Annotated in this window: 16 protein-coding genes; 7 read left to right on the top strand and 9 right to left on the bottom strand. The window is 37.4% G+C overall.

Annotation, left to right across the window (positions count from 1 at the left end; translation table 11 throughout):
- The first annotated feature begins 171 nt into the window (after positions 1 to 171).
- Positions 172 to 2,394, top strand: coding sequence for an AAA family ATPase (locus IGI44_RS11020; RefSeq protein WP_438787772.1), 2,223 nt, complete (start codon positions 172 to 174; stop codon positions 2,392 to 2,394).
- Between the two features lie 152 nt (positions 2,395 to 2,546).
- Positions 2,547 to 2,861, top strand: a complete 315-nt coding sequence (locus tag IGI44_RS11025; RefSeq protein ID WP_438787773.1) for a DUF1827 family protein — start codon at positions 2,547 to 2,549, stop codon at positions 2,859 to 2,861.
- Positions 2,862 to 2,922: 61 nt separating this feature from the next.
- On the opposite strand, the gene IGI44_RS11030 is transcribed toward IGI44_RS11025, so the two are convergent.
- From IGI44_RS11030 to IGI44_RS11040, 3 genes are all read right to left on the bottom strand, one after another.
- Positions 2,923 to 4,500 (bottom strand): peptide chain release factor 3, encoded by a 1,578-nt coding sequence (locus IGI44_RS11030; protein ID WP_438787774.1) that lies wholly within the window; start codon positions 4,498 to 4,500, stop codon positions 2,923 to 2,925.
- Between the two features lie 212 nt (positions 4,501 to 4,712).
- A complete protein-coding gene (locus tag IGI44_RS11035) occupies positions 4,713 to 6,089 on the bottom strand; it encodes a hemolysin family protein (protein WP_438787775.1) in 1,377 nt (458 codons plus the stop codon).
- A 112-nt stretch (positions 6,090 to 6,201) separates the two neighbouring features.
- Entirely contained in the window at positions 6,202 to 7,326 is a 1,125-nt protein-coding gene (locus tag IGI44_RS11040; protein ID WP_438787776.1) for an AI-2E family transporter, read from the bottom strand.
- A gap of 76 nt (positions 7,327 to 7,402) precedes the next feature.
- Here IGI44_RS11040 and IGI44_RS11045 point away from each other — a divergent pair, with 76 nt between their 5' ends.
- Positions 7,403 to 7,837 (top strand): GNAT family N-acetyltransferase, encoded by a 435-nt coding sequence (locus tag IGI44_RS11045; RefSeq protein WP_438787777.1) that lies wholly within the window; start codon positions 7,403 to 7,405, stop codon positions 7,835 to 7,837.
- Positions 7,838 to 7,915: 78 nt separating this feature from the next.
- Here IGI44_RS11045 and ntdP read toward each other — a convergent pair whose 3' ends face one another.
- The 3 genes from ntdP to recX all read right to left on the bottom strand — a co-directional run bounded on the left by ntdP (position 7,916) and on the right by recX (position 10,487).
- Complete coding sequence (gene ntdP, locus IGI44_RS11050; protein ID WP_438787778.1) at positions 7,916 to 8,449, bottom strand: nucleoside tri-diphosphate phosphatase; 534 nt, start codon at positions 8,447 to 8,449, stop codon at positions 7,916 to 7,918.
- Positions 8,450 to 8,545: 96 nt separating this feature from the next.
- Entirely contained in the window at positions 8,546 to 9,697 is a 1,152-nt protein-coding gene (mutY, locus tag IGI44_RS11055) for an A/G-specific adenine glycosylase (RefSeq protein WP_438787779.1), read from the bottom strand.
- Positions 9,690 to 10,487 (bottom strand): recombination regulator RecX, encoded by a 798-nt coding sequence (gene recX, locus IGI44_RS11060; RefSeq protein ID WP_438787780.1) that lies wholly within the window; start codon positions 10,485 to 10,487, stop codon positions 9,690 to 9,692. Before recX ends, mutY begins: the two co-directional genes overlap by 8 nt.
- 161 nt (positions 10,488 to 10,648) lie before the next feature.
- Here recX and rlmD point away from each other — a divergent pair, with 161 nt between their 5' ends.
- On the top strand, positions 10,649 to 12,022 hold the full coding sequence (gene rlmD / locus IGI44_RS11065) for a 23S rRNA (uracil(1939)-C(5))-methyltransferase RlmD (RefSeq protein ID WP_438787781.1): 1,374 nt from the start codon (positions 10,649 to 10,651) through the stop codon (positions 12,020 to 12,022).
- Positions 12,023 to 12,130: 108 nt separating this feature from the next.
- On the opposite strand, the gene IGI44_RS11070 is transcribed toward rlmD, so the two are convergent.
- The 3 genes from IGI44_RS11070 to IGI44_RS11080 form a co-directional block, all read right to left on the bottom strand.
- On the bottom strand, positions 12,131 to 13,342 hold the full coding sequence (locus IGI44_RS11070) for an LCP family glycopolymer transferase (RefSeq protein WP_438787782.1): 1,212 nt from the start codon (positions 13,340 to 13,342) through the stop codon (positions 12,131 to 12,133).
- Positions 13,343 to 13,587: 245 nt separating this feature from the next.
- A complete protein-coding gene (locus IGI44_RS11075; RefSeq protein WP_438787783.1) occupies positions 13,588 to 14,196 on the bottom strand; it encodes a superoxide dismutase in 609 nt (202 codons plus the stop codon).
- A gap of 73 nt (positions 14,197 to 14,269) precedes the next feature.
- Positions 14,270 to 14,737 carry a GtrA family protein gene (locus IGI44_RS11080; RefSeq protein WP_438787784.1) on the bottom strand — a complete coding sequence of 156 codons (468 nt, stop codon included), beginning with the start codon at positions 14,735 to 14,737 and terminating at the stop codon, positions 14,270 to 14,272.
- A 159-nt stretch (positions 14,738 to 14,896) separates the two neighbouring features.
- Between IGI44_RS11080 and IGI44_RS11085 the strand changes: the two genes are divergently transcribed.
- From IGI44_RS11085 to IGI44_RS11095, 3 genes are all read left to right on the top strand, one after another.
- Complete coding sequence (locus tag IGI44_RS11085) at positions 14,897 to 15,712, top strand: DUF1189 domain-containing protein (protein WP_438787785.1); 816 nt, start codon at positions 14,897 to 14,899, stop codon at positions 15,710 to 15,712.
- Between the two features lie 90 nt (positions 15,713 to 15,802).
- On the top strand, positions 15,803 to 16,750 hold the full coding sequence (locus IGI44_RS11090; RefSeq protein WP_438787786.1) for a phosphoglycerate dehydrogenase: 948 nt from the start codon (positions 15,803 to 15,805) through the stop codon (positions 16,748 to 16,750).
- A 1,052-nt stretch (positions 16,751 to 17,802) separates the two neighbouring features.
- A complete protein-coding gene (locus tag IGI44_RS11095; RefSeq protein ID WP_438787787.1) occupies positions 17,803 to 17,997 on the top strand; it encodes a hypothetical protein in 195 nt (64 codons plus the stop codon).
- The last annotated feature ends 94 nt before the right edge of the window (positions 17,998 to 18,091 follow it).

An 18,091-nucleotide genomic window follows, 5' to 3' on the forward strand; every position in this document is an offset into this window, starting at 1 on the left:
AATCAGATTGCTAAAAATCGAAACAAACTGTTTGCTTTTATCAAAATTCTCGTTATAATTGTTTTTAAGGTCAGTGAAAGTCAAACCATGCTGATCAGCGTATCTTTTTACGAGATTCGCTTACTCGATGTACAATGGAAGAAACAATCAACTATTGAAAGGGTGAAAATTATGCTTTGCCAAAATTGCCATGAAAATGAAGCAACAATTCATTTATATGCGAATGTCAATGGTCAACGAAAGCAATTAGATTATTGTCAAAATTGCTATCAAAAATTGAAGAATCAAGCTGGAGGTGCGCCACAGATGGCAGGAAATGATCCTTTTGGTTTTGGAAGTCTAGATGATTTGTTCCGCTCAATGTCACAACAAATGCAACAACGACAAGGTGCAGCAGATCAAACACCACCTACGCAATTTGGTGGTGGAAATGGAATAAACAATCAACCCCCTCGTGGAAACGGCGGCGGTGGTCTATTAGATGAATATGGCATAAACATTACGGGTCAGGCTCGGGAAGGAAATATTGATCCAGTTGTTGGACGTGATGATGAAATCCAACGCGTCATTGAAATTTTAAATCGCCGAACCAAAAATAATCCGGTATTGATCGGCGAACCAGGTGTCGGTAAAACTGCCGTCGTCGAAGGTTTAGCTCAAAAAATTGTAGACGGCGATGTTCCACAAAAATTAATGGACAAAGAAGTGATTCGCTTAGATGTCGCTTCACTTGTTCAAGGAACTGGAATTCGCGGACAATTTGAAGAACGGATGCAAAAGCTGATTGAAGAAATTCGTCAAGCTGAAAATATCATTCTCTTTATTGATGAAGTTCATGAAATCGTCGGGGCTGGTGCAGCTGGCGACGGTAATATGGATGCTGGTAATATTTTAAAACCAGCCTTAGCACGCGGCGAACTGCAAATGGTCGGGGCTACTACATTGAACGAATACCGCATCATTGAAAAAGACGCAGCTTTGGAACGTCGGATGCAACCTGTACGTGTTGAAGAACCCTCTGTTCAAGAGACGATCGAAATCTTAAAGGGGTTACAACCACGCTATGAAGACTATCATCACGTAAGATACACGGAAGATGCAATTAAAGCTGCAGCTGAATTGTCAAATCGCTACATTCAAGACCGTTTCTTACCTGATAAAGCAATCGACTTGTTAGATGAAACAGGATCGAAGAAAAACTTAACCATTCAAATTGTTGATCCAAAAACAATCGACAAGAAATTGGCAGAAGCTGAACAACAAAAATTACAAGCTTCTCAGGAAGAAGATTTCGAAAAAGCGGCTTACTATCGCGATCAAATTAATAAATTACAAAAAATGAAAGATCGTCAATTGACGGATGAAGAAACGCCCGTTATTACTGAAAAAGATATGGAAAAAATCGTTGAAAAACGAACTGGTATCCCAGTAGGTGAACTAAAAGAAAAAGAACAAACGCAATTGAAAAATCTTGCGGTTGATTTGAAACAGCACGTCATCGGCCAAGATGAAGCAGTGGATAAAGTTGCTAAGGCCATTCGTCGTAACCGTGTTGGTTTAAACAAGAAAAATCGTCCAATTGGCTCCTTCCTCTTTGTGGGACCTACTGGTGTTGGTAAAACAGAATTGGCTCGGCAATTAGCTGAAGAATTATTTGGTTCAAGTAACTCGATGATTCGCTTTGATATGAGTGAGTACATGGAAAAACACAGTGTCTCTAAATTGATCGGTTCACCTCCAGGCTATGTCGGTTATGAAGAAGCTGGGCAATTAACAGAACAAGTTCGTCGTCATCCATACAGCTTAATCCTGTTAGATGAAATCGAAAAAGCTCATCCAGATGTGTTGCATATGTTCTTGCAAATTCTTGATGATGGTCGTTTAACTGATTCTCAAGGTCGTACAGTCAGCTTTAAAGACACAATCATTATCATGACTAGTAATGCCGGAACTGGTAAAATCGAAGCGAATGTTGGTTTTGGTGCCGCAAGAGAAGGTGTTACCCGTTCTGTCTTAGGCCAATTAAAGGATTTCTTCGCACCAGAATTCTTGAACCGTTTTGATGGGATTATTGAATTTAGTTCATTATCAAAAGAAAACTTAATGAAGATTGTTTCATTAATGCTTGACGATGTGAACGAAATGTTGGCTTCACAAAAGTTACACATTGATGTTCCAGATAATGTTAAAGAAAAACTAGTTGATCTTGGCTATGATCCTGCGATGGGTGCTCGACCACTGAGACGGACAATCCAAGAAAACATTGAAGATGGTATTGCTGAGTTCTATTTAGATCATCCTGCAATTACTGATTTAAAAGCAAAACTAGATAAGGAAGATCATATTGTGATCACATCAAAACCTGAACGTTTAGCTAAAGAAGATAAGAAATAAAGAAATGAGGGTTCTCGCAAGTAGCGAGAATCCTTTTCTTTTTACCAAATTTTTCAAATCTTCTAATTAAAATGAGCAACATCCTTCTTTTTTCTTAATCTTTCTTATATAATTACACTATGAAGTAATGTTTAGGAAGAAGGTGTTTCAGGATGAAACTTATTAACGTGACAAATAGTCATTCGCAAATGGTTTACAATCAGCTAGAAAATACTGATGCAAACATGATTAAAGTCTATACAATTGGCAACACGACTGTGATATATACAGACGCATATAAGCATGCAGAAATTGTATTAAAAAACGATAATCGAAACATCCTGCCATCAGAAGTTGATTTTGTACATAAATACTTTAAACGAAAACTAGATAAAGGAACCTACGATTTCGCAAATATCTCGTACTTAGAGTCTCCTGGGTTAATCGAAATGTCTATAACAAAAACAGTTGATGCTAAAAGAGCTTAGCATCAACTGTTTTTGTTTATCTTTTAAGGACCGATTCACAATCCATAAATTTCTTTTTCTTCTACATCAAGCTCTTCAACTCGACATCTGGATATTTATCAGCAAACCAGCGCATTGCAAATTGATTTTCGAAAAGGAATAATGGTTGATCAAAACGGTCTTTAGCAAGGATATTCCGACTTGAACTCATTCGTTCATCTAATTGTTCAGGATCAATCCAGCGCGCAATTTTATTCCCCATTGGCGTCATAACTACTTCCGCATTGTACTCGTTTAGCATACGGTGTTGGAAAACCTCAAACTGCAACTGACCAACCGCGCCGATAATATATTCATCCGTCAAATAAGTCTTATACAATTGGATCGCTCCTTCTTGAACCAATTGATAAATGCCCTTATGGAATGATTTTTGCTTCATCACATTCTTAGCAGTGACTTTCATAAATAGTTCCGGTGTGAAGGATGGCAATTCCTCATATGCTACTTTCAGTTTTCCTTCATATAAGGTATCACCAATTTGATAATTCCCTGTATCGTAGACCCCGATGATATCGCCAGCAACAGCCTCTTCTACATTTTCACGTGCATCTGCCATAAACTGAGTAACATTGCTTAATTTCATTTTTTTGCTCGTACGGCCAAGAGTGACATCCATACCGCGTTCAAAGGTCCCTGAACATACCCGAACAAAAGCAATACGGTCGCGATGATTCGGATTCATATTTGCCTGGATTTTGAAAACAAATCCGGAGAACTCTTCTTCATAAGGAGAGACGGCCTCTCCTTCTTCTGTTTTATGAGCATGCGGTTTCGGTGCAAGGTCAACAAATGTTTCCAAAAATGTTTCCACACCAAAATTTGTTAATGCCGATCCGAAGAAGACAGGGGTTTGCTCGCCACGTTCGATTTTATTAAGATCAAATTGATCGCCAGCTTCTCGAACTAATTCGACTTCCCCGATAACATCTTCATAAATAGATTTTTCTTTTAACGGATGATCCCCTGCGATTTCGCCATCCGTCAGTTTTACAAATCGCTCTCCTTCATATTGTTCAGGACGATAGAATTCGATTCGTTCATTATGAATATCATAAATCCCTTCCAAACCTTTTCCCATACCAATTGGCCAGTTCATAGGATAAGACTCAATATTCAATAACTCTTCCAACTCTTCCAATAATTCTAAAGGCTCACGACCGTCACGGTCCAATTTATTGATGAAAGTAAAGATTGGGATTCCCCGACGCTTAACAACTTGAAACAGTTTTTTAGTTTGTGCTTCGATCCCCTTAGCACTGTCAATAACCATTACAGCACTATCGACTGCCATTAATGTACGGTACGTATCCTCTGAAAAATCTTCGTGCCCTGGCGTATCTAAAATATTTACTCGTTTTCCATCGAAATCAAACTGCATAACTGAACTTGTAACAGAGATCCCACGTTGTTTTTCAATATCCATCCAGTCAGATTTTGCAAAATTCCCAGTCTTTTTCCCTTTAACTGTACCAGCCTGGCGGATTGCGCCGCCAAATAATAATAACTGTTCAGTAATCGTCGTCTTACCAGCATCCGGATGGGAAATAATCGCGAATGTACGCCGGCTATCTACTTGTTGTTCTAAATTAGGATTGTTCATTCTATTGCTCCATTCATCTATCTATCTTTCAAATTTCAACCCAATCAGTATAGCATGGATTTTACTCTGATGGAAAGTTGAATCGCTCATTCTTAAGCACTGACTAATGCTCACATTTCTGAGTGTTTTCTATATTCATAAAACCTAGCTTTGACAAAAATCAGGTCTTGATCTCCTAATATGGGATCAAGACCTGATTTGTGATCATTTTTTTAGCGGCGAGGCTCGTCATCCTCAAAATCCTTAGTAAAAAGACGCCGTTCTTCTTCTGGTTCAGCATTCTCATGTTCTTCGGGATGGAAAATCGCCCGTAACGTCAAAACGCGAGAACCTTCCATTTCCTCAGAAATTAAGGTTAAATCGTCAACGTCAAAGGAAAGTTTTTCCCCTTGATCAGGAATTGTTCCCAAAGCTGTGATCAAATATCCTGCCATCGTATCGACATCACTCATATGCAAGTTCAAGCCAAACTCTTCGTTAAACTCGTCAATCAGCATCTTCCCATTGATCAAGTATTCGTTGTCCCCGACTTTTTCATAAAGTTTTTCAACTTCGTCGGATTCATCATCAATCTCCCCAACGATTTCTTCTAACAAATCTTCTAAAGTCACTAATCCAACCATACCGCCGTACTCATCTAGTAGTATCGACATTTGATTTTGGGTTTTCTTCAACTCATATAATAAATCATCAATGAAAATTGTTTCTGGTACGAATAGCGGTTCTTGTAAAATCTTCTGCAAATTAACATTTTCAAACCCGAACTGTCGAGCTGCCTTCAATAAAGTCTTCGTGTGTAAGATCCCTACGACTTTATCCTTATCATCATCATACACTGGAATTCGTGAATAGCTTTCATTCAAGATCTCATCAATACTTTCCAACACTGGATCATTGATATCGATCATGAAAGAATCTGTTCGAGGAACCATCACTTCACGAGCAACCTTCGTGTCTAATGAGAAGACACCTTGCAGCATCTCGATCTCATCGTTGTCTAGTACGCCTTCATTTTCTAACATATAACGCATTTCGTCGCGGGTCATTTTTGTGTCTTCATCATCAAACTTCATCGGCGTAATTTTCGCTAATAAGTTCGTTGAAGCCGTTAATAACCAAACGAAAGGCTTCGTAACTATTCCGATTTTACGAACCACACCAGAGGTAAACTGTGCCACTTCTTCGGTCTTGGTCATGGCAATTCGTTTGGGATATAATTCTCCAAATACAATCGATACATAAGTCAATAATATCATGACGATCGCCGCAGAAGCTGTCCGTGCAAGTGCACTTCCACCTAATAAAGGCGCCAAACGAGCAGACAAGCTATCCGCCAAGGAAGCCCCTGACAAGATGTTGACTAAAGTGATCCCAACTTGGATCGTTGACAAGAAATTATTCGGACTTTCAATAACCTCTAATAATCTTTTTGATTTTGGGTTCCCTTCATCCGCCTTTTGTTCTACTCGGTTTTTATTGACCGACACCACCGAAATTTCAGCCGCAGCTAAAAATCCGTTGATTAACGTTAAAATTACTAATAACCCTAGTTGTAAGATTAACGACTGACTATCGGGGTCAGCATTCATAATTGCATTCGCTCCTTATTTTTAAGTGTAAAAAAAGTGGCACAAAGGCCACGATAAAATCGTATCACATCACTTGTTTTTATGCAATCTTTTCCGAATGATGCACGATCGACTAGCTTAAAAATTCCTGTTCACGCTCTTCCTGCTTACTTTGCTTAACGATCTTAACCACGAAAATGACTAAAGTACGTAAAATGGCATAAACAGGTACCCCTAAAAAGACACCCAATATACCAGATAGATTCCCAGCAACTAATAAAATTAAAATAATCGTCAATGGATGAATATTCAAAGATTTTCCAATTACGTTCGGATAGATGACATTCCCGTCAACTTGTTGTACGACCAGTACGATTAATATACAGAGCAATGCCTTGGTTGGTGAATCAAAAAATGTATAGATTAATGCGGGCGCTAGACCCAGATAAGGTCCTAAGTAAGGAATTAAATTCGTTAAGCCAGCAATTACTCCAAATAAAAAGGCATAATCGACACCGATCAGTAAATACCCTAAAAAGGTAAATGTTCCTACAAACAAACACTCGATTGCTTGTCCGCTAATATAATCAGACAAGGTTTTATTTAGCTGTTGTAAGAGTCCCTTGATATTTTCTCTTTGCTTTTCTGGGAAAAGACGCTCAATATTTGGGACCAGTTTTTCGCCATCCTTTAACATATAGAATAAAATAAAAGGCACCGTAATCAATAATAGCACTACCGTTGTAATCTTTCCTATAACGGAACCTAAGCCATTTGTCACTCCAGTTAAGGATTGCTGAATAATACTTCCCGCTGAAACATCTAAGTTGCTGATATATTTATCAACATCCAATTCCTTAAAGAGTGGGAATCGGGTTGCTCTATCCGCTAATTCTTGCAGCCAATTTTGCATATTGCTGACAAATCCCGGAATATTCTTAGCTAAAGAAACCAATTGCTCCACCAGGTTAGGGATGACACTCATGAAAATTATTACGATCATTCCGATCAATAAAATAAAAATCAGTGCAATTGCCACTAGACGCTTGACACCCAATTTCATTAATAAGTTCACTAACGGATTCAATAAATAATATAAAAAGCCAGCGATCAAAATCGGTGCAAACAATGTGGTAAAAAACGTGCCGATTGGTTGAAAAACAAAATCAATTTTTGATGAAACTAAAATCAAGGTCGCGATGATCAAAATTTCTACCGACCAGAACATTAATTTTGAATTTTTAATTTTCTCAAACATTCGTCTACTCCTTTTTTTAGATTTAGTTTATAGTATACATCATGTGGAGAAAAATCCCCTTGAGGAAGGTGTCATTATGAAAATTTTAATTACTAAGGATACGATGAGCGATATTTATCTCGATGCTGTTCGCATCCGGCAAAAGGTCTTTGTCCAAGAGCAAGGTGTACCTGCCAATCTAGAAATCGACGGAAACGAAGCGTATTCCATTCACTTCGTTCTATATACAGAGGACAAGAAACCTGCAGCGACTGTAAGACTATTGCCTTTGGATGATCAAACATTTAAACTACAACGGATGGCTGTTTTAAAAGAATACCGTGGTAAAAATCTTGGAACTGAAATCATTGCTGAAGCCGAAACGTTTGCGAAACAGCAGCATTTCAAAGCAATCAAATTAGGTGCGCAATTATCAGCAGAAAAATTTTATAAAAAACTAGGTTACGTTACTTACGGAGATATTTTCGAAGATGCTGGAATTGCGCACGTGCATATGAAGAAAGAACTATAATGCTATTAGTAACATTTTTAGCGTTAGTATAAACGGCAAAAAAGACTGTCCCAATTATTTTGGCACAGTCTTTTCTTTCTACTTTCGCGACAATTGCTTGTAACGATCATACCAAATATCAATATAGCCTTGAGAAAACGGCCCCTTATCATTGTTGATCCAGTCCACTAAGATCTTGACATTTTCCTTTAGAATATAATCAATTTCTTTAGAGTAATGCATTTGCTGACTATGGGCTTCATATTCATCCACGTCTAACAGACGTTTCTCGCCATCCGGAAAAACTTTGACATCTAAATCATAATCAATATATTTTAGTGCCTCGTCATCTAATACATACGGTGATGCTAGATTACAATAATAAGAAACTCCCTTCTCTCGAATCATTGCTATTATGTTGAACCAGTATTTTTGATGGAAATAAACGATTGCTGGTTCGCGAGTGACCCATCTCCTGCCATCTGATTCTGTGACCAATGTATGGTCATTTAAGCCGATCAGTGAACACTCACTTGTTTTTAATACCATGGTATCACGCCACGTTCGATGCAAACTGCCGTCGTGCTTGTAACTTTTAATCGTCACAAACTCTCCTTCTTTTGGAACTCCCATAGCTACCCTTCCCTCAGCGAAAAAGTTTTCGCATTTGTTTGGGTGTTATCACACCGACATCAGAATTATTATAGCAATAAAATCTAAGATTGCCTACTAATCTTTGTCGTCAGCTAGATAATTTTCAAAAACTTCCAACATTTTTTGCTGTGGTTTTGGAAAAACGTAATTGGAAAAATCTTTTGGTTTCACCCAGCGACCGGCAATCGTTAACGGTGTGGCACTTCGACCATAAAAAATAAGAATATGCCAACGTAAATGACTGAAAACATGTTTGATTTCACCGAGAACTTTTTTTTGCCAGATGACATGTTGTTCAGGAAAGAAATCTGGACTATCCTCAGCCACCTGAGAACTGGAAAATAGATCCCAGCTATTAGGATCATATTGTTCCTGCAATTCGCTGAATCGCGCTGACGAAATTTCTTCTAAAGGGAAGAGCCACATATTCGCTAATAGCCCGATTTCTGGGCGTTGTTGAAGAAAAATCTCTTGCTCTTTATTTTCAATAATACCAGCTACATAATAAACGTCTTTTGGTTTTTGTTTTTTCGATTTCACTGGAAAATCGGTTTGATGTCCCTCCCGGTAAGCCTGACAAAATTGTTGAATCGGACAGATTTCACATTGCGGATTCGTCGGTGTACAAATACTGGAGCCTAAATCCATCATCGCTTGATTAAAGTCCCCTGGCTGCTTTTGACTGATGATCTTACGCATCGCTTCATCAAAAACGGTTCGACTACTTGCTTTCGCAATATCTGCTTCAATACAAAATAGTCTGCTAACGACTCGCATCACATTTCCATCGATCGCAGGTTCTGGGATTTCGAAAGCAATACTGCTAATAGCGCCAGCGGTATATGGTCCAATTCCTTTAAGTGACCGAATCTCTTCGACCGTTTTTGGAAACTCCCCACCGAACTCTTCAATAATCTGTTTTGCCGCAGCCTGCAAATTACGAGCCCGAGAATAATACCCTAACCCTTCCCAAACTTTCAGTAATTTGTCCTCTGGTGCCTCTGCTAACGCTTGAATCGTTGGAAATCGCTCCATAAATCGATAAAAATAATCAATCACAGTATCGACACGTGTTTGTTGCAACATGATCTCTGATATCCAGATGCGATAAGGATCATGATTATAACGCCAAGGAAGGTTACGCTTCTCCTGCTGGTACCAATTTAGAAAATCTACTTGAAATTGTTCCACGTCGGAATCTGACCAAATTTCCCAACCTCTACTCATCATCTTCCTCTTTTCCACGAATAAAGGCATCGATCTGATCTAGCTGAAATCCCTTTTGATACAAACTCTGTTTGACCTTTTGTCGCCGTTTTGCTGGTTCAAATCGTTGATTCTTGCGCCAAAGTTTCTCACCTTGAAGCTCTAATGCATACGTCTCTTGCTCCTCGATTTCAGAAAAATCAAGTTCGGCTAATACATTTTTACTGATGTCGCTGTTGAAACCTTTCGTCATCAGTAATTGTTGAACTTTCCGTTGAACTTCGCGCGGGCTGCTATGATGAAATTTTCGCATCGCCTTTTTTGCTGTATGAGCAGCAACTTGAAATTGTTCATCTGCTTCATAAAGATACAAAGCTTGTTGAATATCTGTATCATCCAGCCCTTTTTGTTTCAGCTTTTGCTGTAAAACTCGCGGACCTTTATCTCCTATGCGCATTTGCGTGCGAACATAGCTTTCTCCATAGACAAGATCATTCAGTAAATCCATTTCTTTCAAACGTTCAACGATTTTTTGTTGATCAGCACTTTCAATCTCATTTTCTTTTAGATAAGTGCGAAGCTCTTTTTCCGTCCGTAATTGATAACTCAAATAATTTAAAGCAAGCTGAAATCCCAAATCTTCTTTGCCTTCCTGCTTGATCTCCTCTAGTAATTCCTGATCCAATTCTTGCCCTTTGAGTAAGCGGTGACGCACGACTGTATCTTCAGATAATCGCAACTTCTCACCATTGGAAAATTCTACTTTATAGTAAGGCCCACGACCTTGACTAATTTTTACTACTGTCAACATCCTATTCCCTCCCTTATATTTCCTGGATAATCTATAAAAAATAGCCTTTCGATCCTTGCAAAAACTAATTCTATCACAGATAATCAACCAATCGATAAAAATATGCTAAAATGAATTGCGCTTTAAAAGCTGAAAATACACTTTTGAGAAAGAGGCTAAATATGGCTGTTCAACTTAAACCCAATCAAACATTAACACTGAAAATAAAGCGGCTCGGTATCAACGGTGAAGGTATTGCATACTATAAACGATTAATTGTTTTTGTTACCGGTGCCCTACCTAATGAAACGGTGATCGCACGAATCACAAAAGCAACCCCCCGTTTTGCGGAAGCTCGCTTAGTAAAAATTACGAAAAAAAGTCCCGATCGTATCACTCCTCCATGTCCAGTTTATGAGGAATGCGGCGGTTGTCAGCTTCAGCATCTAGTCTACAGCAAACAGTTAGACTTTAAGAAGGATTTGCTCCGTCAGGCTTTGGAGAAATATAAACCCGAAGGCTATCAAAAATTCGAATTGCGCAATACCATTGGCATGGAGGAGCCTTGGCATTATCGCAATAAAGCGCAATTTCAATTGCGAAAAAATAAAAAGACCAATCAGGTCGAAGCGGGACTTTATCAAGCGGAATCTCATCAATTGGTTCCGATCAAAGATTGTTTGGTCCAAGAACCAACCACTCAAAAAGTCATTAATACGGTCGTAAATTTACTAACGAAATATGATCTGCCAATTTATGATGAACGTTCAAATTCAGGTATTTTGCGTACTTTGATGGTGCGGATTGGTATCGAAACCGGTGAAGTGCAATTAGTTCTAATTACAAAAACTAAGAAACTGCCACAGAAGAACACATTGATTCGAGAAATCACGAATCGTTTACCAGAAATTGTCTCGATCATGCAAAATATCCAAGAGAAGAAAACCTCAGTAGTCATGGGAGATGAGACTGTTCATCTTTGGGGCAAAGAAGTCATTAACGAAAAAATCAATGAAGTCAGCTTTGAGCTTTCGCCGCGAGCATTTTTCCAATTAAATCCGCAGCAAACGAAGGTGCTTTATCAAGAAGCCATCAATGCTCTGGATTTAACGACTCCTAAGACTGTGGTAGACGCTTATTGTGGCGTTGGCACAATTGGGTTGTCATTAGCTAAAAACGCGAAGGAAGTTCGAGGAATGGATATTATCCCGCAAGCCATCCATGATGCAAAGAAAAATGCACAGGCGATGAACTTAACCAATACTCATTACGAAGTCGGAACGGCTGAAAGTTTACTACCAAAGTGGTTAAAAGACGGCTTCGCCCCTGATGCAATTGTGGTTGATCCGCCACGAACAGGTTTAGACAATCAATTACTTAAAGCGATTCAAGAATCACCTAGCCCGCAAATGGTCTATATTTCATGTAATGTCTCCACTTTGGCCCGTGATCTAGTTAGCCTTGCGAAAATTTATCGCGTAGACTATTTGCAGTCTGTTGATATGTTTCCCCAAACAGCCCGCTGTGAAGTCGTTGTAAAATTGTCTAGGAAATAATTCAAAACTTGAGCTTATAGCAAAAACGAACGGAACATCTACTATCATAAAAGATAGAGATGTTTCGTTCGTTTTTTTAAGCATTTTTCAGTTATGAGACTATTTATTTTAGTATCCAGCCGCCGGTTGTACGTAGACATCATTTTGTTGAGGTTCGTTTGGATCAGTAGCTCCGCCATAACCTTGATTTGGTTCAGTATATCCCTGATTATCAGTTGACTGTCCATAGCTACTTTCGGAATTTGCCGAGTCACCATATACACCATTTTCGTCATAGTTATTCGGATTATCATAGCCTGGAGCAAACTGACTTGTATCTTCGCTAGCTTTACCATCAGAATCATCGTAAAATAGGCTGTTAGCATCTTGTTCCTTCAAGTTTGGCAAAGTTGTTGCCGTTGGTAATTCTAATTGTTTCTTCAACGTATTTTGGATAGCCAATAATTCATTTGTACCTACGATTTGATAATAGATTTCATCAATTATTTGGCTTTTACCAACCAATTGCTTTTGTTTGATAGTGTCAAATGCAGAGAGATAATTGGTGCCAATATCAAGCATATCGTCCCACGATAAATCAGTCTTCATATTTTTTTCGACTGCTTTAAGTATTTTTTTATAATTTCCTACACCATTAATCGACATTGCCTTACGCAAAATTTTGGTTACAACTTCCCGCTGGCGTCTTTGCCGACCGACGTCGCCTTCAGGATCCTCATAACGCATCCGCGCATAAGCCAACCCCTTTTCTCCATCTAACGTTTGTTTTCCTTTAGGTACATGAATCCCATCTAAAGTAAAATCAATTTTATTATTTACTTCGATACCACCAACCGCATCAATTAGATCCTTCAACCCACGCATATTGATTGATACATAATGATCTAGCGGAATATCTAGCAATGTTTCAATCGTATCCAGTGACATTTTCACACCACCAAATGCGTAAGCATGATTCAGTTTATCATTCGTACCGTATCCGACTATTTTCGTTAAAATATCTCTATCCAAACTGACAATCGTTGATTTTTTTTGTTTCGGATTAATAGTTACGACCATCATACTATCCGAACGTCCTTGATCCGAACGACCAAGATCTCCTGTATCAACTCCCGCAAGTAGAATCGAAAAAGGTTCTGTGTTGTCTATATTGGGTTTGTCTCCCTCACGTTTCAAACTGGTCCGCTTAACAGTCTGGCGAATACTATCAACCATTTTACTGGCATCATTTGTCACTTGGACAGCATAGTAGGTAATCCCACCGATAAATAAATTGAGTAGGACCAATAACCCTACAATAACTTTCTTCCAACGACTCATAACACACCTCTATCAAGAATTTTTTCGTTTCATTTTCTCATATATCATCTGTCTAATCAACAATCGGCAAAAATAATTAATTTCAAATAACAGAAATTTAAAAAATACTAATATTTAATCTACCCTTTACGTACGATTTATACCACAAAAATATGAAGAATTTTGGAAGGTCAACATTTCATTACTAAAAAAAACAAAAAAGAAAGACTGGCTACACCAATCTTTCTTCTCAAAATTATAGTAGGTTATTTATCATTTACTAGATTTTCGTTTGCTTGATCCCAATTTACAACATCCCAAAAAGCGGCAATGTAGTCTGGACGGACGTTTTTATATTTCAAGTAATACGCATGTTCCCAAACATCTAAACCAATAATTGGTGTCTTGCCATCAGTCAATGGGTTATCTTGATTTGCAGTTGAAGTAATTTCCAACTTACCATTGTTCAATACTAACCACGCCCAGCCAGAACCAAAGCGTCCAGTTGCTGCATTTTTGAATTCTTCCTTCATTTTTTCAAAGCTGCCAAATGCTTGATCAATGGCATCTTTGATTGCTCCTGTTGGTTCACCACCAGCATTTGGTGCCATGATTTTCCAAAAGAAACTGTGGTTAGCGTGTCCGCCACCATTATTGCGTACCGCAGTACGGATATCTTCAGGAATTTCATTTAAGTTTGTTACTAGTTCTTCCACTGATTGTTCGCCTAATTCTGGATATTTTTCAATCGCAGCATTCAAATTCGTTACATAAGTGTTATGGTGTTTGTCATGATGCAAGTGCATCGTTTCAACATCGATATAAGGTTCCAACGCCTCGTAATCATAAGGTAGATCTGGTAAAGTGTAAGCCATAGTTCAAGTTCCTCCTTAAATATCTTTATGTACCAACTGTAACAAACATTGCAAACTTCTTCAAAACATCTGCCTAGCGTGGAGAAGAATTCGTTTTCTCGTCTTCAATGATCTCGACTTTTTTGAAAATGAACAGTTTACTAAATACATAGTTTGCGATTACAACAATAACTTGTGTAATTAATTTAGCTACCAAATTACCTGTGTGTAGTATGTCGATAAACAAAAACATCGTAGCCATATCCATACCGAACGAAATAACACGTGCTATTATAAATTTACTAAATTCCCAGAATAGTTCCATAAAATTTTCTGATTTTGATTGAAATACCCAAACTTTATTTGTTACAAATGCAAATAGTACAGAAAAAACCCAAGAAATCGCATTTGATATTGGCCAATTCAAATGAAATATTTGATAGCATAACGTAAATGTTACAATGTTTACTACAGTGGTTAAACCTCCAAAAAATAGATAAATAAAAACTTCCCATAGCCTTTTTTCTTCCAAATAATCTCTAAACAACTGATAAAATTTCATGATTACTCACTTTCTGATCGTTCTTTCATAAATACGATACCCAAGCGAAGAAGGATAGTCAATTCTTTCTTGTATTCTTTTTACATTTTTACAGTTCTCCTTGTTATTTCAATGCTACTTCGCTACAATGGCTCTTGTATAAAAGATTGGAGCGATCATATGACTTTTCGTCAATTAATCAAAGGATCCCTTATTCGTTTTGAGGATCTAAAATCAGCAAAGGATACACCCTTCTGGAAATCGATCGTTTATCTACTGGGCTTGAGTTTTCTTTTGGCCGTTCCTAGTGTCTATCAAGCCCTTCAGGTGATGAATCAGATTAAAACCGATAGCCTGAAAATCGTAGAGAAAATTCCCGATTTTAGAATTGAAGATGGCGAGATTAAAACAGTTAAACCTGAGAAAGGATTTATTTATCAAACAAACTCAATTATTCTAACCTTCGACCCAGAAGGTAAACGCACTCAACAGGATGTCGAAAAGGATTTAATTGGAAACTACTTTAGTGTTGGTTTATTGAAAGATCAGGCTTTAGTCGTCCTCCCAGATTACGGCGGGGTTAGCTCAGCACTATTTGGCGATAACGTCCTTAAATTTTCCTACAAACAAGAACCACTAAAAAGCATAACTGGCGATAAACTAAGATCGGGTCTTGAAGATTTGGAAATGCCTATTTGGACTCCCCTAGTCATGTTGCTAGCAGGAATTTATCCTTCTTTCATTAATTTATTTGTAACACTGATTTTTGCTGGTATCGCTGGAATGATCGTAGCAAAATTGAGATTGCGACGCGTAACTTTTTTTGAATGTTTTAAAACGATTATCTTTTGCGCGACTATCCCAACTCTCCTAGCAACCATTGTCTTATTATTTCAGCCAAACTTTGACTCTAGTTTATTGATTACTTTTATTAGTTTATTTATCTTTTTAAGAGTCATTAATTATTTTCCAAAAATTGAATTGCCAACCAATTAACTGCTTACGATTCTGTAAGCAGTTTTTTTTCGTAGGCTTTGTTAGAATAAACGTGAGAATTTAATTCGTAAATTGAAAAGAGGCATAACAATGACAAAACCAATTATTTTTCTACAAAAAACATTCCGCGAAGAGTTTATCAAAAAGATTCAAGTAATTGCTCCCGATTACCAAATCAAAACATCGCTGACCGAAAAAGATATACCAGATGTTGAAATATCTGTAGGCTGGGCAAAGAAATTCGAAGATCAATTACTGGCAACTCAACAATTAAAATGGGTTCAATCCATTTCAGCTGGTGTAGACTATTTGCCATTGGACAAGTTTTCAGAACAGGATATTATATTATCAAATGGCAGCGGGATTCACGCTCTTTCCATTAGCGAACACATTATTGGCGTTCTACTGGGCTATTATCGTGGATTGAATGAAGCTGTCAAAAAACAAAGTCGTAATGAATGGGCACAAGAATCCATTCATTACGATCAGCTTGCTGGAAAAAACTTGCTTGTTGTTGGGACTGGACACATTGGTCAACAGCTTTCAAAATCAATCCGCAGCTTAGGTGTAAGTGTTTATGGGATTAATACTACTGGACACCCTGCCGATGGATTCGTTGAAACCTATTCCATCAAAAATATGGCGAAGATTGTTCCCGAGATGGACATTGTAGTAGGGATACTTCCTGGAACACACGAGACCTATCATATTTTTAATAGTGATATCTTTGAAAAAATGAAAAAATCTGCTGTATTTGTAAATGTTGGACGTGGGGATACTGTTCATACTAAAGAGTTAGTAACTGCACTTGAAGAAAAATACTTTTCTTTTGCAGCACTTGATGTTTTTGAAGAAGAACCTTTACCAAAAGATAGTCCATTATGGAGATTTGATAATATTTTGATTACCCCACATATTTCTGGAATGACTATCGATTTCCAAAATAAATTTATGAAAATCCTTTTAGAAAATTTAAAAAGCTATGTCGCAAATAAAAAATTATCCATTAATCAAATAGAGCTAAATCGCGGGTATTAATTAAATCTCATTAAATTGAGGTTCTATAATATTTGGTGTTGTTACTCCTAATGAGTGAGAGCACCAATTTTTTTATACAAAAAGACATATTGATTCTCCCGCTAAAATCAATCGTAGGAGGCTAAGCAAATGTCCAATAAGTAAGAATATCAAAGTTAAAGACAATTTTCCCTAAACAAAACCATCAAGCAGAGCCTAAAGACTAACGATTTCAATATCACTCTTCCTACCTAGAGAGATGTCTCAAAAGAAATAGTCTATTGTCGATATCCAACTGTCTTCACCGGTCGGCTGAGCTATCTACCTCCTCGTATCAATGTTTTGGTAACGATTCCGTCATTCATCACGCATATAAAAATAGCTAGATTCAATTACTCCCATATAAAGAAGTTCCTACTTATCTTTATAAACAACAATTTTATTGTCAACAATGTTTATACACATTTTCAGCTAAAACGTATTATGTCGCAGAAAACTGTTATCTCTTAAATAGGAGAATGCTGATGAGCTGAATGAAAAATTCTATGAAAGATATCGCTCAGCGGTATTTCATTTCGTCTAAAACGGTCGAACGGGTGTTGAATTTTTTTGAAGAACCATATCTTAAGTCAAATTACTTACCCAAGCATCTATTGATTGATAAGTATAAATACTTTCAGAGAGTCATGTATTTTATTATTCTCAGTGATGCTGATACGGAGAATTCTTTGATATTTTAAAAGATTGAAGAAGGTATAAGTTGAACGCCTATTTCTTGAGTTTTACATATAATGCTAAGAAGTCCATCAATCGCTTCCATGTGATCCATCAAATCAATCGAGTGCTTAATAAACAACGGATAAAACCAGTAGTCACTTGAAAAAGAGAGACCCGTAATCCATGAAAAATTACCGCAAGCTTAAGATGTATTGACTAACAATTTTGAAGAAAAATAGAAAAATCAATTATTCTCCACTCAAATGATATCTGTATTTTCAACAGAAACACATGACGGGATCTGAATTATGAGACTATTTATTAACAATCGACGAGCATTTAAGGACAAGCTATAAGTGTATCAGGGTCTATTAGATGCTTTTGATACCAAAGATTATAAAGTCCTTTATGAACGAATTGATCACTTACCCACAATACTTGATCCAGCATTAAAAAAGCGTTTCTTTACTTTAATAAAAACCAATAAGCAATTATTAACGCTACAAACTAATCGTATTCAAATCGGAAAATTGAAGAAAAAAATAACCTAATTAAAGTAATCGAGAGAGTGGAGTTGGTTTTAGAGCTTTTCGTTACCTTCCTATGCGAATTCTGATTCAACAGAACCTTTACTACATCATTTGG

It is taken from the genome of Enterococcus sp. DIV0756 (assembly GCF_051710745.1).
Classification (GTDB): domain Bacteria; phylum Bacillota; class Bacilli; order Lactobacillales; family Enterococcaceae; genus Enterococcus_A.

Excerpts from the sequence above, each read along its gene's own strand:
- IGI44_RS11020 (WP_438787772.1), top strand. The coding sequence starts at position 172 with ATGCTTTGCCAAAATTGCCATGAAAATGAAGCAACAATTCATTTATAT.
- IGI44_RS11025 (WP_438787773.1), top strand. The coding sequence starts at position 2,547 with ATGAAACTTATTAACGTGACAAATAGTCATTCGCAAATGGTTTACAAT.
- IGI44_RS11030 (WP_438787774.1), bottom strand. The coding sequence starts at position 4,500 with ATGAACAATCCTAATTTAGAACAACAAGTAGATAGCCGGCGTACATTC.
- IGI44_RS11035 (WP_438787775.1), bottom strand. The coding sequence starts at position 6,089 with ATGAATGCTGACCCCGATAGTCAGTCGTTAATCTTACAACTAGGGTTA.
- IGI44_RS11040 (WP_438787776.1), bottom strand. The coding sequence starts at position 7,326 with ATGTTTGAGAAAATTAAAAATTCAAAATTAATGTTCTGGTCGGTAGAA.
- IGI44_RS11045 (WP_438787777.1), top strand. The coding sequence starts at position 7,403 with ATGAAAATTTTAATTACTAAGGATACGATGAGCGATATTTATCTCGAT.
- ntdP (WP_438787778.1), bottom strand. The coding sequence starts at position 8,449 with ATGGGAGTTCCAAAAGAAGGAGAGTTTGTGACGATTAAAAGTTACAAG.
- mutY (WP_438787779.1), bottom strand. The coding sequence starts at position 9,697 with ATGAGTAGAGGTTGGGAAATTTGGTCAGATTCCGACGTGGAACAATTT.
- recX (WP_438787780.1), bottom strand. The coding sequence starts at position 10,487 with ATGTTGACAGTAGTAAAAATTAGTCAAGGTCGTGGGCCTTACTATAAA.
- rlmD (WP_438787781.1), top strand. The coding sequence starts at position 10,649 with ATGGCTGTTCAACTTAAACCCAATCAAACATTAACACTGAAAATAAAG.
- IGI44_RS11070 (WP_438787782.1), bottom strand. The coding sequence starts at position 13,342 with ATGAGTCGTTGGAAGAAAGTTATTGTAGGGTTATTGGTCCTACTCAAT.
- IGI44_RS11075 (WP_438787783.1), bottom strand. The coding sequence starts at position 14,196 with ATGGCTTACACTTTACCAGATCTACCTTATGATTACGAGGCGTTGGAA.
- IGI44_RS11080 (WP_438787784.1), bottom strand. The coding sequence starts at position 14,737 with ATGAAATTTTATCAGTTGTTTAGAGATTATTTGGAAGAAAAAAGGCTA.
- IGI44_RS11085 (WP_438787785.1), top strand. The coding sequence starts at position 14,897 with ATGACTTTTCGTCAATTAATCAAAGGATCCCTTATTCGTTTTGAGGAT.
- IGI44_RS11090 (WP_438787786.1), top strand. The coding sequence starts at position 15,803 with ATGACAAAACCAATTATTTTTCTACAAAAAACATTCCGCGAAGAGTTT.